Consider the following 14091-nt stretch of genomic DNA (forward strand, 5'->3'; position numbering starts at 1 on the left):
GGCCGGGCCACGACGGCGCTGGTGGTGGTCGGCGTGGCGGCGACCCTGGCGGCCGCCGCGGCGAACGCGCTGGGCACCTTCGTGGTCGATTCGGCGGCCGGCCGGGGGCTGTCCCCGGCGCTGGCCGGCCTCACCCTCACCCTGGGCAGCGCGGTCTGCGTGGCGGCCCGGGTGGGCGCCGGCTGGCTGGCCGACCGCCGGGAGACCGGCCACGTCGCGCTGATCGCCGGGATGCTGGTGGTGGGCGCGGTGGGGCTGGTCCTGCTCGCGGTGTCCGGCCCGGTGCCGCTGGTGGCCGGCGTGGTGCTCGGCTTCGGCCTGGGCTGGGCGTGGCCCGGGCTGATGAACTTCGCGGTGGTCCGGCTCCACCCGCAGGCGCCGGCCGCCGCCACCTCGATCACCCAGACCGGGGTGTACGCGGGCGGCTGCGTCGGCCCGCTCGGCCTCGGCACGATCGCCGACCTGGCCGGCTACCCGGCCATGTGGGGCACCGCAGCGGCCGCCATGCTCCTCGCCGCCCTGTGCATGCTCATCGGCAGCCGGCTGCTGTCCCGCCCCTGACGGTGGTCCGGCCGCGACCCGGCCGGTAGCGCTCACCCCGGCCGAACGCCGGACCGCGGCGGTCAGCTGGTGCGGTCGGCGATGTAGTCGCAGAGGGATTCGAGGGCGCGGCGGGCCGGGCCCTCGGGGAGCGGGGCGAGCCGGGCGCGGGCGTCCTCGGCGTAGCTGCGGACCGTCTCGCGGGCGCGCTTGAGCGCCGGGGACTCGCGGAGCAGGCCGAGCGCCTCGGCGTGCAGCGCGTCGTCGACCAGCGGGCCGGTCGCCAGGATCTCCCGGAGCCGGACGCTGGCCGCGTCGGAGTCGTCGGAGGCGAGCGCGTAGAGCACCGGCAGGGTCGGCACGCCCTCGCGCAGGTCGGTGCCGGGCGTCTTGCCCGACTGCACCGACTCGCTGGCGATGTCCAGCAGGTCGTCGGAGAGCTGGAAGGCCACCCCGATGATCTCGCCGTAGCCGGCCAGCGCCTCGATGTGCTCGGCGGACGCACCGCCGAACATGCCGCCGAAACGGGCCGAGGTGGCGATCAGCGAACCGGTCTTCTCGGCGATGACGTGCAGGTAGTGCGCGACCGGGTCGCTGCCGCGCGGGCCGACCGTCTCGGCGATCTGCCCGTGCACCAGCCGGGCGAAGGTGCGCGCCTGCAGGCGTACGGCCTCCGGGCCCAGGTCGGCCGAGATGTCCGCGGCCCGGGCGAAGAGGTAGTCGCCGACCAGGATGGCCACCGAGTTGGTCCAGCGGGAGTTGGCGCTCGGGGCGCCCCGGCGCACGACCGCCTCGTCCATGACGTCGTCGTGGTAGAGCGTCGCCAGGTGGGTGAGCTCCATCACCACGGCGGCGGGCACGACCTCCGCGCCGTCCGGGTCGCCGAACTGGGCGCCCAGCGCCACCAGCAGCGGCCGGAACCGCTTGCCGCCGGCCTCGACCAGGTGCCGGGCCGCCTCGGTGACGAGCGGGTCGGCGCTGGCCACGCTGGCGCGCAGGTCGGTCTCGACCCGCTCCAGGAGACCCAGCACGGACGCCTCGACCCGCGGATCGGCGAGGTGCAGGCCGAGCGCGCCGAACTGACCCGTGCCCTCCGGGCCCGGACGACCGCCCGGGCCGGTGGCACCTGAACGCTCGCCAGCCGGAATCACCACGCCATCAACCATGCCACACCCGTTCGACCTGCCCGCCGAGGGGGATACGGACCGGGGGCCGGCACGCCTCGGCGTACCGGCCCCCGGGGTGGAACCTGGGTCATCGCACGAATTCGGCGGCACCGTTGGCCAGGTCGAGCAGGGGCGCCGGGGCGACACCCAGGACCAGCGTGGCGAGCACGCCGATGACCAGGGCCGCCGAGGTGAGCGCGCCCGGCACGGTGACCGTCGGGGTGGCGTCGCCGGGCTCGGAGAGCCACATCATCACCACGACCCGCAGGTACGGGAAGGCCAGCACCATGCTGGTCAGCACGCCGGCGATCACCAGCCACGCCTGGTTCGCGTCCAGCGCCGGGGCGAAGACGGCGAACTTGCTGGTGAACCCGCTGGTGAGCGGGATACCGGCGAAGGCCAGCAGGATGAATGTGAAGATCGCCGCGAAGAATGGCGACCGGCGGCCCAGCCCGGCCCAGCGGGACAGGTGGGTGGCCTCCCCGTCGGCGTTCCGGACCAGGGTCACGACGGCGAACGCGGCGAGCACCGAGAAGCCGTACGCGACCAGGTAGAACATCGTGCCGGAGAGTCCGTCCTTGCTGGGCGCCAGCACGCCCACCAGCAGGTAGCCCGCGTTGGCGATCGACGAGTACGCCAGCAGCCGCTTGATGTCGGTCTGGGTGACCGCCAGCACCGCGCCGACCAGCATGGTCAGCACCGCCACCGCGCCGAGCACCGGGGTGAAGTCCCAGGAGGCCCCGGCGAAGGCGACGTGGAAGACCCGCAGCAGGGCGCCGAACGCGGCGACCTTGGTGCAGGCGGCCATGAAGCCGGTCACCGGGGTCGGCGCGCCCTGGTAGACGTCCGGGGTCCAGACGTGGAACGGGGCGGCGGCGGCCTTGAAGAGCAGGCCGATGGCGAGCAGCGCCATGCCGGCGAAGAGCAGCACCGGGCTGGACGAGGACTCGGACACCGCGGCGTGCACGGTGGCGAAGTCGACGCCGGCCCCCCGGCCCGGGATCCCGGCGGTGAAGCCGTAGATCAGCGCCACGCCGAAGAGGAAGAACGCCGAGGCGTACGCGCCGAGCATGAAGTACTTCAGCGCGGCCTCCTGGCTCAGCAGCCGCCGGCGGCGGGCCAGCGCGCAGAGCAGGTAGAGCGGCAGAGAGAAGACCTCGAGCGCGATGAACATGGTCAGCAGGTCGTTCGCCGCCACGAAGATCAGCATGCCGCCGATCGCGAAGGTGACCAGCGGGTACACCTCGGTGGTGCCGCCCATCCCGTCCGCCTGCCGCCGGTCGTCGGCCGACTCGGCGGTGACCGCGGCGTGGGCCACGAAGGCCCCGCCCCGCTCGACCGTGCGCTCGCCGACCAGCAGCAGCGCCATGGCGGCCAGGATCAGGATGGCGCCCTGGAGGAAGAGCGTCGGCCCGTCCACCGCGATGGCCTGGCCGGCGGTGATCAGCCGGTCGTCAGCGTTGAAGATCACCATGGCCAGCGCGACGAGCACCGCCAGCAGCGCGAGCACCAGCTGCACCGTGTTGCGCAGGCGGCGCGGCACGAACGCCTCGACCAGGACGCCGACCAGGGCGGCGCCCAGCATGATCAGGATGGGAGCGAGCGCCGCGTAGTCGATCGACGGCAACTTCAGCTCGGTCATTTCGCGGCCTCCTGGACGCTACCGACCTCCGGGGCGGGATCGGTCCGACCCACGTCCTGCATGGTCGCCTTCACGGCGGGGTTGATGACATCGGTGACCGGCTTGGGGTAGAAGCCGAGCAGCACGATCAGCGCGATCAGCGGGGCGACCACGACCTTCTCGCGCAGGCTGAGGTCCCGGCGCATGCCCTCGACCTCGGTCAGGGCCGGGTTGAGGGTGCCCTGGGTGGTGCGCTGCACCATCCACAGCACGTACGCCGCGGCCAGGATGATGCCGAGCGTGGCGATCACCGCGACCGGCTTGTTCGTGGTGAACGTGCCGATCAGCACCAGGAACTCGGAGACGAACGGCGCGGTGCCGGGCAGCGCCAGCGAGGCGAGACCGGCGAAGAAGAGCACCCCGGCGAGCAGCGGCACCAGCTTGCCCGCGCCGCCGAAGTCGCTGATCAGCGCCGAGCCCCGGCGGGCGATCAGCATGCCCACCACCAGGAAGAGCAGGCCGGTGGCCAGCCCGTGGTTGAGCATGTAGAGCACGGCACCGGTGCCGGCCTGGGTGGTGAAGGCGAAGATGCCGACCCCGATGAACCCGAAGTGCGCGATCGAGGTGTACGACACCAGCCGCTTGAGGTCGTTCTGCCCGACCGCCAGCAGCGCGGCGTAGATGATGCCGATCACGCCGAGCGCCAGCGCCCACGGGGCGAACCACCTCGACGCCTCGGGGAAGAGCGGCAGGCAGTACCGCAGGATCCCGAAGGTGCCGACCTTGTCCAGCACGCCGACCAGCAGGGCCGCCGCGCCGGCCGGGGCCGCGCCACCGGCGTCCGGCAGCCAGGTGTGGAACGGGAAGAACGGCGCCTTGATCGCGAACGCGAGGAAGAAGCCGAGGAAGAGCCAGCGCGCCGTGTCGGTGGCGAACTCGGCCTGGCTGAGCGCCTGCCAGTCGAAGGTCTTCCCGCCGACCACCCAGAGGCCGATCACCGCGGCCAGCATGAACAGGCCGCCGACCAGGGAGTAGAGGAAGAACTTGACCGCCGCGTACTGCCGCTGGTGGCCGCCGTAGCTGCCGATGAGGAAGTACATCGGCACCAGCATGACCTCGAAGAACACGTAGAACAGGAAGACGTCGGCGGCGGCGAAGACGCCGATCATCGTGCACTCGAGGACGAGCAGCAGCGCGAAGTAGACCGGCACCGAGCGCTTGGACGACTCGGCGTCGTGCCACGACGCCAGGATCACCAGCGGCACCAGGATCGCGATCAGCATCAGCATGACCAGCGCGATGCCGTCCACCTCGAAGGTGAAGTTGACGCCCCAGTTCGGGATCCACGCGTACGACTCGCGGAACTGGAACCGGTCACCGTCGGCCTGGAAGGCGATCCACATGGCCACCGAGAGCACCAGCACCAGCAGCGACCAGCCGAACGCCACCAGCTTGGCCAGGTCCGGGTTGCGCCGCGGCAGCAGGGCCACGAGCAGGGCGCCGACCAGCGGTGCCACGGTCAGCACCGAGAGGAACGGGAAGTTGGACATTATTCGGCCTTACCTCCGTCGTGACTGCGTGGCCCGCCGGCGGGGGCGGCCGCGTTGAGGTCGATCACGCCAGCCACCCCGCCTGCACCGCCAGGAAGGCCGCCACCACGAGCAGCGCGCCGGTCAGGATCGAGGTCGCGTACGACCGCACGAAACCGGTCTGCAGCCGCCGGAGCCGGCCCGAACCCCCGCCCACCGCGGCGGCGAGGCCGTTGACCAGCCCGTCGACGCCCCGGTTGTCGAGGAAGACCAGCGCCCGGGTGAGGAAGATGCCCGGCTTCTCGAAGACCGCCTCGTTGACGGCGTCCGTGTAGAGGTTCCGGCGGGCGGCGGTGACCAGCACGCCGGCCGGCTGCGGCTCGGTGGCCGTGCCGTTGCGGAACAGGAACCAGGCCAGCCCGGCGCCGAGCACGGTCACCAGCAGCGAGAGCGTGGTGATCAGCCAGTGTGCGAGGACGGCCTCGTGGCCCTCCTCCTGGCCGCCCAGGCCGGCGGTCGCCTCCAGCCAGTCCGGCACCGACGTGGCGAGCAGGAAGCCCGCCCCCACCGAGCCGATCGCCAGCAGGATGAGCGGGATCGTCATCAGCTTCGGCGACTCGTGCGGGTGTTCGATGTCCTCGGTCCAGCGGGCCGGACCGTGGAAGGTGAGCACGAAGAGCCGGGTCATGTAGAACGCGGTGAGCCCGGCGCCGAGCAGCGCGGCCATGCCGAAGAGCCAGGCCGTCCAGCCCTCCCGCTCGAACGCGGCCACGATGATCGGCTCCTTGGAGAAGAAGCCGGAGAACGGGAACATGCCGATGATCGCCAGCCAGCCCATCATGAAGGTCAGCCAGGTGACCTTCATGTACTTCGACAGGTTGCCGAAGCGGCGGATGTCGACCTGGTCGTTCATGCCGTGCATGACCGAGCCGGCGCCGAGGAACATGTTGGCCTTGAAGAAGCCGTGCGCCAGCAGGTGCACGATGGCCAGCGCGTACGCCGCGCCGCCCAGGCCGACGCCGAGGAACATGTAACCGATCTGGCTCACCGTCGACCAGGCCAGCACCCGCTTGATGTCGTCCTTGGCCGCGCCGATGAGGCAGCCCATCAGCAGGGTGATCGCGCCGACGCTGACCACCACGAGCTGGAGCGTGTGGTTGGCCGAGAAGATCGGGTTGGAGCGGGCGATCAGGTAGACGCCCGCGGTGACCATGGTCGCCGCGTGGATGAGCGCGGAGACCGGCGTCGGGCCCTCCATCGCGTCCGGCAGCCACGCCTGGAGCGGGAACTGGCCGGACTTGCCGGTGGCGCCGAGCAGCAGCAGCAGGCCGAGCACCAGCACGGTGGTGCCGCTCAGCGCGCCGACGCCGTTGAAGACCTCGTCGTACTGGGTGGTGCCGAGCATGGCGAACATGACGAAGATGCCGATGGCCAGGCCGGCGTCACCGACCCGGTTCATCAGGAACGCCTTCTTGCCGGCGGTGGCCGCGCTCGGCCGGCCGTACCAGAAGGAGATCAGCAGGTACGACGCCAGACCGACGCCCTCCCAGCCGAAGTAGAGCATCACGTAGTTGTTGCCGAGCACCAGCAGCAGCATCGCGGCGACGAAGAGGTTGAAGTACCCGAAGAACCGCCGCCGGCCCTCGTCGTGCGCCATGTACTCGACCGCGTAGAGGTGGATCAGGAAACCCACCCCGGTGATCAGCAGTACGAAGACGGCGGCCAGCGGGTCGAAGAGCAGACCGAAGTCCACCTTGAGGTCGCCGACCGTGATGAACTGCCAGAGGCTCTGCTCGACCTGCTTGTTCTCCAGGCCACGGAGCTGGAAGAAGTAGGTCAGGCCGAGCACGAAGGCGGCGCCGATGGCCGCCACGCCCAGCCAGTGGCCCCAGCGGTCCGCCCGCTTGCCGAGCAGCAGCAGGATCGCCGCGCTCACCAGCGGGATGGCCACCAGCAGCCAGACACTGCCCAACAGCCCATCCGCCGTCGCGAAAGCGACGGTTCCGGCCGGTTCGGACTGGGCGAACGTCAGAATCTTCTCCACCACGAGCCCCTCAGTACTTCAGCAGGTTGGCGTCGTCGACGCTCGCCGAGCGCCGGGTCCGGAAGATCGACATGATGATCGCGAGCCCGACCACGACCTCAGCCGCGGCCACCACCATCACGAAGAACGCCATGATCTGGCCGTTCAGGTCGCCGTTGATGCGGCTGAACGTGACCAGCGTCAGGTTGGCCGCGTTGAGCATCAGCTCGACGCACATGAACAGCACGATCGCGTTGCGCCGGACCAGCACGCCGACGGCGCCGATGGTGAACAGCACCGCCGCGAGGATCAGGTAGTAGTCCGGGGTCATCGCTGAGCCAGCCTTTCGTTCGCGACTGCGGGGCTCCGCTCCGCTGCACTCCTCGCGCTCACCGCTCTGTCCCCTTCAGCGTGGTCTCCTCGGCGGTCAGCTCCCGGACCGGCAGGATCTCCGGGATGCTCCGGTCGGTCAGCCGGCCGTCGGGCAGGCGGGCCGGGGTGGCCACCGAGGACGAGGTGGCGAAGACGCCCGGTCCGGGCTTCGGGCCGGGGTAGTTGCCGGGGCGGAACCGGGCCTTCATGGTGGCGATCTGGTCCATCCGGTCCTCCTTGCGCCGCTCCACGTGCGCCAGCACCATCGCGCCCACCGCCGCCGTGATGAGCAGCGCGGAGGTCAGCTCGAAGGCGAAGACGTACTTGGTGAAGAGCAGCCGGGCGATCCCCTGCACGTTGCCCTCGGCGTTCGGCCGGTCCAGGCCGACGGCCTGCACGCCCTCCAGCGCCCGGTAGAGCCCGGAGCCGATCAGGCCGGCGAAGCCGAGCCCGAGCACCACCGCGGCGACCCGCTGGCCGCGCAGCGTCTCGATCAGCGAGTCGGAGGCGTCCCGGCCGACCAGCATCAGCACGAACAGGAACAGCATCATGATCGCGCCGGTGTAGACGATGATCTGCACCATGCCGATGAACGGCCCGGCCTGGAGCACGTAGAACACGCCCAGGCAGAGCATGGTCAGCACCAGCCAGAGCGCCGAGTGCACCGCGTTGCGCGCCCAGACCATGCCGATGGCCCCGATGAGGGCCAGCGGGGCGAGGATCCAGAAGGTGACCTCCTCACCTCCGGACACCTGGCCCGCCGCGGCGAGCACCGTCTGCGTGGTCATGCTCCTGCTCCCTTGCCCGCCTCGGCCCGCTGCGCGGCCTGCTCGGCGCCGGGGAAGGTCACGCCGGGGTGCTCCTCCACCTGGTACCGGCCCGGGCCCATCGGCGAGCGCTCGGCGCCGGCCGAGGTGCCCGGGTTGGTCAGCCCGCCGACGTAGTAGTCCTTCTCGCTGTCGCCCAGCCGCATCGGGTGCGGCGGCTGCTCCATGCCGGGCAGCAGCGGCGCGAGCAGCTGCTCCTTCGTGAAGATCAGGTCCTGCCGGTTGTCCCGGGCCAGCTCGTACTCGTTGCTCATGGTGAGCGACCGGGTCGGGCAGGCCTCGATGCAGAGCCCGCAGAAGATGCACCGGGCATAGTTGATCTGGTAGACGCTGGCGTACCGCTCACCCGGGGAGAAGCGCTGCTCCTCGGTGTTGTCGCCACCCTCCACGTAGATCGCGTCCGCCGGGCAGGCCCACGCGCACAGCTCGCAGCCGATGCACTTCTCCAGCCCGTCCGGGTGCCGGTTGAGGATGTGCCGCCCGTGGTAGCGCGGCGCCGAGACCGGCGGCTTGAACGGGTAGTCGGTGGTGACGACCTTCCTGAACATGTGCGAGAAGGTGACCCCGAAGCCCTTGAACGTTCCGGTGATCGCGCCCACGTCACACCTCCCTGGAGTCCGAGCCGGCGACGACGTTGGCCGGCTCCCGCTCGGCGACCACGCGCTTGGTACGCGGGCTCGGCGGAACCTGAAGATCCATCGGCGGCAGCGGGAAGCTGCCGTGTGGACGGCTGTTCACCTGTTCCTGGAGCGGCGGCTCCGGCGCCTTCTTCCGGCTCGGCCAGAAGAGCGTGGCCAGCAGCAGCACGCCCGCGCCGATGCCGGTGGCGAGCAGCCGGTCCTGGGTCTGCCAGTCCTCGATCGAGCGGAGCCCGCTCAGCACCAGGATCCAGACCAGGTTGATCGGCAGCAGGACCTTCCAGCCGAAGCGCATGAACTGGTCGTAGCGGAGCCGGGGCAGGGTGCCCCGCAGCCAGACGAAGACGAAGACCAGGACGATGACCTTGCCGAAGAACCAGAGCATCGGCCACCAACCCGAGTTGGCGCCCGACCAGAGGGTGATCGGCCAGGGGGCCCGCCAGCCGCCGAGGAAGAGCGTGGTGGTGACCGCGGACATGGTCACCATCGACACGTACTCGGAGAGCATGAAGAGCGCGAACTTGAGCGAGCTGTACTCGGTCATGAAGCCCGCGACCAGCTCCGACTCCGCCTCGGGCAGGTCGAACGGCGCCCGGTTGGTCTCACCGACCATGGCGATGAAGAAGATGACGAAGCTGGGCAGCAGCAGGATCGCGTACCAGCCGGGAGCCGGGATCTGCTGGCCGGCGATGGTGAGCTGGGTGGCGTCGCCCTGTGCGGCGACGATCCCGCTGGTCGACATCGTGCCGGCGGTCATGAACACCGCCACGATGCTCAGCCCCATGGCGACCTCGTACGAGATCATCTGGGCGCTGGACCGGAGACCGCCGAGCAGCGGGTACGTCGAGCCGGAGGCCCAGCCGCCGAGCACGATGCCGTAGATGCCCATCGAGGAGCAGGCGAGGATCACCAGCACCGCCACCGACACGTCGGTGACCTGCAGCGGCGTCCAGTGGCCGAAGATGCTCACCTTCGGGCCGAACGGCACCACCGACAGCGCGGTGACCGCGGAGATCACCGAGATGGTCGGCGCGAAGAAGAAGACCACCTTGTCGGCGGCGCGCGGGAGGATGTCCTCCTTGAACGCCATCTTCAGGCCGTCCGCGAGGGTCTGCAGCAGGCCGAACGGGCCGACCTGGTTGGGGCCGGGCCGGACCGCCATGCGGCCGACCACCCGGCGCTCGAACCAGACGCCGAGCAGCGTGGCCAGCAGGCCGAAGACGAACGCGAAGACGATCTTCCCGAGGACCAGCCACCACGGATCCTTGCCGAAGTCGGCCAGGGTCGGGTCCTGCGCCGCGAGGATGACGGTGTTCACTGCACCCACCTTTCGTTCGCGACTGCGGGGCTCACTCGCTCCGCTCGTTCACTCCTCGCGCTCACTGGGCACTCCCGGTGTTGAGGAGCGGACCCGGACGGGCGGCCGCGTCCGCGGCGACCGCCGCGGCCGAGACCTTCACGACCTCGCCGGACGTCGCGCCGAGGCTGCGCCGGACGGTCGAGCCGGGTGAGTTGGTCGGCAGCCAGACGACGCCGTCCGGCATCTCGGTAATCGCCGCCGGCAGGGTGACCGCACCGCGGTCGGTGCCGACGGTCACCGGGTCGCCGTCCGCGACACCGAGCGCCTCGGCGGTGCCCTTGCCCAGCCGGACCACCGGCGGGCGGGCGGTGCCGGCGAGGTGCTCATCGCCGTCGGTGAGGCTGCCCAGGTCGAGCAGCTGGTGCCAGGTGGCCAGCACGGCCTCGCCGGCGCCGGGCTGCGGCACGGTGGCCGGCTCGACGGACGGGGCGGACGGCCGGTCCACCCGGGTCGGCGGCAGCGCGCCCAGCTCCCGGCGGACGCTCTGCACGTCGCCGGTGCCGAGCCGCACGTCGAGCTGCGCGGCGATCGCGTCGAGCACCCGGCCGTCGGTCATCGCCGCGGTGTCCAGCACCTTCTCGAAGGTGCGCAGCCGGCCCTCCCAGTCCAGGAAGCTGCCGGCCTTCTCGACCACCGGGGCGACCGGCAGGACCACGTCGGCCCGGCGGGCCACCGCGCTCATCCGCAGCTCCAGGCTGACCAGGAACGGCACCGCGTCCAGGGCCTGCTCGGCCAGGCGCGGGTCGGACAGGTCGGCCGGGTCGACGCCGGCCACCACGAGGGCGCCGATCTGACCGTTGGCCGTGGCCGTGAGGATGCCGTCGGTGTCCCGGCCGGCCTGGCTCGGGATCACCCCGGCCGGGAGGTCCCACGCCTCGCCCAGCTCGGCGCGGGCGGCCGGCTCGGTGACCACGCGGCCGCCGGGGAGCAGGTTCGGCAGGCAGCCCGCGTCAACCGCGCCGCGGTCACCCGCGCGCCGCGGCACCCAGGCCAGCTTGGCCCCGGTACGCCGGGCCACGTCCGCCGCGGCGGAGAGGCCGCCGGGCACCGCGCCCAGCCGCTCGCCGACGATCAGGACGGCGCCCGGCTGGCTCAGCGCCTCGGCCACCGTGGCGTGCTCGGCCAGCACGCTGGCCTCCTCGCCCGGCACCACCCGGGCCAGCTTGGCCCCGAGCTTCTCCAGGCCGCGGGTCGCGAACGGCGCGAGCGCGTACACGGTCAGCTTCTTCTTCAGGTACGCCTTGCGCAGCCGCAGGAAGAGGATCGGGCACTCCTCCTCCGGCTCCAGGCCGACCAGCACCACGGCGGGCGCGTTCTCCACGTCCGCGTAGGTCACGTCGGTGACCCCGGCGACGCTGCTGGCCAGGAAGTCGGCCTCCTCGCGGGAGACCGGGCGGGCCCGGAAGTCGATGTCGTTGGTGTGCAGCGCGACCCGCGCGAACTTCGCGTACGCGTAGGCGTCCTCGACGGTGAGCCGGCCGCCGGTCAGCACCGCCGTGCCGTGCCCGCCGTCCCGGGCGGCGCGCAGCCCCTCGGCGGCCCGGGTCAGCGCCTCGCTCCAGGACGCCTCGCGCAGCTCACCGGTCTTCCCGTCCCGCACCAGCGGGGTGGTGAGCCGGTCGAACGCGCGGGTGTACTGGAAGCCCCAGCGACCCTTGTCGCAGTTCCACTCCTCGTTCACCGCCGGGTCGTCACCGGCCAGCCGGCGCAGCACCTTGCCGCGCCGCCAGTCGGTGCGCTGGGCGCAGCCGGCCGCGCAGTGCTCGCAGGCGCTGGGGGTGGAGACCAGGTCGAACGGGCGGGCCCGGAACCGGTACTGCGCGCCGGTCAGCGCGCCCACCGGGCAGATCTGCACGGTGTTGCCGGAGAAGTACGAGTTGAACGGGACGTCGCCCGCGTCGCCCTCCTCGCCGTACGCGTCGTCCCGGTAGATGTTGATCTCCTCGGCGGACGACCGGCCCATCAGGTCGATGAACTTGTCGCCGGCGATCTCCTCGGAGAACCGGGTGCAGCGCTGGCAGAGCACGCAGCGCTCGCGGTCGAGCAGCACCTGGGTGCTGATCGGCAGCGGCTTCGGGTACTCCCGCTTGTGCTCGTGGAACCGGGAGTCGGCGCGGCCGGTGGACATCGCCTGGTTCTGCAGCGGGCACTCGCCGCCCTTGTCGCACATCGGGCAGTCCAGGGGGTGGTTGAGGAGCAGCAGCTCCATCACCCCCTCCTGGGCCTTCTTGGCGACCGGGGAGGTGAGCTGGGTCCGCACCACCATGCCGTCGGCCACGGTCTGGGTGCAGGAGGCGACCGGCTTGCGCTGGCCCTCCACCTCCACCAGGCACTGCCGGCAGGCGCCGGCCGGGGCCAGCAGCGGGTGGTCGCAGAACCGCGGGATCTCGGTGCCCAACTGCTCGGCGACCCGGATCAGCAGCGCCCCCTTGGGGGCGGTGACCTGGACGCCGTCGATGGTCAGGGTGACGGTCTCGGTCTGCTTGGCTACGTCGGTCATCAGTGGGCTCCCACCAGCTGCTTCTCGGAGAGCTTCGGCGCGGTACGTCCCTCGATGTAGTCGAGGTAGTCCTGCTTGAAGTACTTCAGCGACGAGGTCACCGAGCTGGTCGCACCGTCACCCAGACCGCAGAACGAGCGGCCGAGGATGTTGTCGCAGGTGTCGAGCAGGGTGTCCAGGTCCTCGTGGGTGCCGTGGCCGGCGAGGATCCGCCGGTAGACCCGGACCATCCAGTAGTTGCCCTCGCGGCACGGGGTGCACTTGCCGCACGACTCGTGGTGGTAGAACTCCAGCCACCGGTAGGTCGCGTACACCGGGCAGTCCTGGTCGGAGAAGATCTGCGTGGCCGTGGTGCCCAGGATCGAGCCGGCCGCCGCCACCCCCTCGAAGTCCAGCGGCACGTCCAGGTGCTCGGCGGTGAGCAGCGGCGTCGACGAGCCGCCCGGGGTCCAGAACTTCAGGTTGTGCCCGGGCTGCATGCCGCCGGCCAGCTCGATCAGCTCGCGCAGGGTGATCCCCATCGAGCACTCGAACTGGCCCGGGTTGGCGATCCGGCCGGAGAGCGAGTAGATCATCGGGCCGGAGGACTTCTCCGTCCCCATGGTCTTCCACCAGTCGGCGCCGCCCAGCACGATGTACGGCACGCTGGCGATGGTGCCGACGTTGTTCACCACGGTCGGGCTCGCGTACAGGCCGTGGGTCGCCGGGAACGGCGGGCGCAGCCGGGGCTGGCCGCGGAAGCCCTCCAGCGAGTCCAGCAGCGCGGTCTCCTCACCGCAGATGTACGCCCCGGCACCGGAGTGCACCACCAGGTCCAGGTCGAACCCGGTGCCCTGGATGTTCCGGCCGAGGTAGCCCTTGGCGTACGCCTCCCGCACGGCGTTGCGCAGCCGGCGGGCGGCGTGCACGGCCTCGCCGCGGATGTAGATGTACGCCCGGTTGGCGCGGATCGCGTACGAGGCGATGATGACGCCCTCGACCAGCGAGTGCGGGTCGTGGGTCATCAGCGGCAGGTCCTTGCAGGTGCCCGGCTCGCCCTCGTCGGCGTTCACCACGAGGTAGTGCGGCTTGCCGTCGCCCTGCGGGATGAACCCCCACTTGAGACCGGTCGGAAAGCCCGCGCCGCCGCGGCCGCGCAGCCCGGAGTCCTTGATCAGCTGGATCAGGTCGTCCGGGTGCGCCTTGAGCGCCTTGCGCAGGGCGGCGTAGCCGTCCAGCTTCTCGTAGGTGCCGATCCGCCAGGCGTCCGGCGACAGCCAGCGCTTCGTGAGCACCGGCGTCAGCTTGGCCAGCGTCTCCGGCCGAGGAGCGGTCACTTCTGGACCCCCGTTCCGCTCGCGTCCGCCGGGCTCGTGCCGTTGCCGCCCGACGACGCTTCGTTGAGGTTGCGCTGCTGCGCCCCGGCCTCGTCGCCGGCGGGCTTGCCGTCACCGGCCGGCGGGTTGGCCGCCGCGCCGGCGGCCTCCGCGGCCTGGGCGTCGCGGGGCGCCGGGGCGGTGGTGTCCGTCGGGACCT

At 71.4% G+C, this 14091-nt stretch carries 11 protein-coding genes and 1 pseudogene; 1 reads left to right on the top strand and 11 read right to left on the bottom strand.

Annotated features, from left to right (window positions below):
- Positions 1-561, top strand: a 561-nt coding sequence (locus B0E53_RS23455) for an MFS transporter (RefSeq protein ID WP_146167742.1), incomplete at its 5' end; no start/stop codon positions are given.
- A 62-nt stretch (positions 562-623) separates the two neighbouring features.
- On the opposite strand, the gene B0E53_RS23460 is transcribed toward B0E53_RS23455, so the two are convergent.
- From B0E53_RS23460 to B0E53_RS23510, 11 genes and pseudogenes are all read right to left on the bottom strand, one after another.
- The gene (locus tag B0E53_RS23460) at positions 624-1706 is read right to left on the bottom strand and encodes a polyprenyl synthetase family protein (protein WP_107078035.1); all 1083 of its coding nucleotides are present in this window, start codon (positions 1704-1706) and stop codon (positions 624-626) included.
- Positions 1707-1794: 88 nt separating this feature from the next.
- Positions 1795-3348 carry an NADH-quinone oxidoreductase subunit NuoN gene (gene nuoN, locus B0E53_RS23465; protein WP_107078036.1) on the bottom strand — a complete coding sequence of 518 codons (1554 nt, stop codon included), beginning with the start codon at positions 3346-3348 and terminating at the stop codon, positions 1795-1797.
- Positions 3345-4877: an NADH-quinone oxidoreductase subunit M gene (locus B0E53_RS23470; protein WP_107078037.1), complete on the bottom strand. Its 1533-nt coding sequence runs from the start codon at positions 4875-4877 to the stop codon at positions 3345-3347. Before B0E53_RS23470 ends, nuoN begins: the two co-directional genes overlap by 4 nt.
- 64 nt (positions 4878-4941) lie before the next feature.
- Entirely contained in the window at positions 4942-6903 is a 1962-nt protein-coding gene (gene nuoL / locus B0E53_RS23475; protein WP_107078038.1) for an NADH-quinone oxidoreductase subunit L, read from the bottom strand.
- 7 nt (positions 6904-6910) lie between these two features.
- Positions 6911-7210, bottom strand: a complete 300-nt coding sequence (gene nuoK / locus B0E53_RS23480) for an NADH-quinone oxidoreductase subunit NuoK (protein WP_088959269.1) — start codon at positions 7208-7210, stop codon at positions 6911-6913.
- A 58-nt stretch (positions 7211-7268) separates the two neighbouring features.
- Positions 7269-8039: an NADH-quinone oxidoreductase subunit J gene (locus B0E53_RS23485; RefSeq protein WP_107078039.1), complete on the bottom strand. Its 771-nt coding sequence runs from the start codon at positions 8037-8039 to the stop codon at positions 7269-7271.
- Entirely contained in the window at positions 8036-8677 is a 642-nt protein-coding gene (gene nuoI, locus B0E53_RS23490) for an NADH-quinone oxidoreductase subunit NuoI (RefSeq protein WP_107078040.1), read from the bottom strand. Before nuoI ends, B0E53_RS23485 begins: the two co-directional genes overlap by 4 nt.
- A gap of 1 nt (position 8678) precedes the next feature.
- Positions 8679-10034: an NADH-quinone oxidoreductase subunit NuoH gene (nuoH, locus tag B0E53_RS23495; protein WP_107078041.1), complete on the bottom strand. Its 1356-nt coding sequence runs from the start codon at positions 10032-10034 to the stop codon at positions 8679-8681.
- A 61-nt stretch (positions 10035-10095) separates the two neighbouring features.
- Positions 10096-12576, bottom strand: a complete 2481-nt coding sequence (locus B0E53_RS23500) for an NADH-quinone oxidoreductase subunit G (protein WP_107078042.1) — start codon at positions 12574-12576, stop codon at positions 10096-10098.
- A complete protein-coding gene (gene nuoF, locus B0E53_RS23505) occupies positions 12576-13892 on the bottom strand; it encodes an NADH-quinone oxidoreductase subunit NuoF (RefSeq protein ID WP_107078043.1) in 1317 nt (438 codons plus the stop codon). The genes B0E53_RS23500 and nuoF overlap by 1 nt, the downstream gene beginning before the upstream one ends.
- Positions 13889-14091 (bottom strand): annotated as a pseudogene (locus B0E53_RS23510) (NADH-quinone oxidoreductase subunit NuoE); the annotation flags it as partial. The gene nuoF and the pseudogene B0E53_RS23510, both read right to left, overlap by 4 nt.

This window comes from Micromonospora sp. MH33 (genome assembly GCF_003013775.1).
GTDB classification, from domain to species: domain Bacteria; phylum Actinomycetota; class Actinomycetes; order Mycobacteriales; family Micromonosporaceae; genus Micromonospora; species Micromonospora fulviviridis.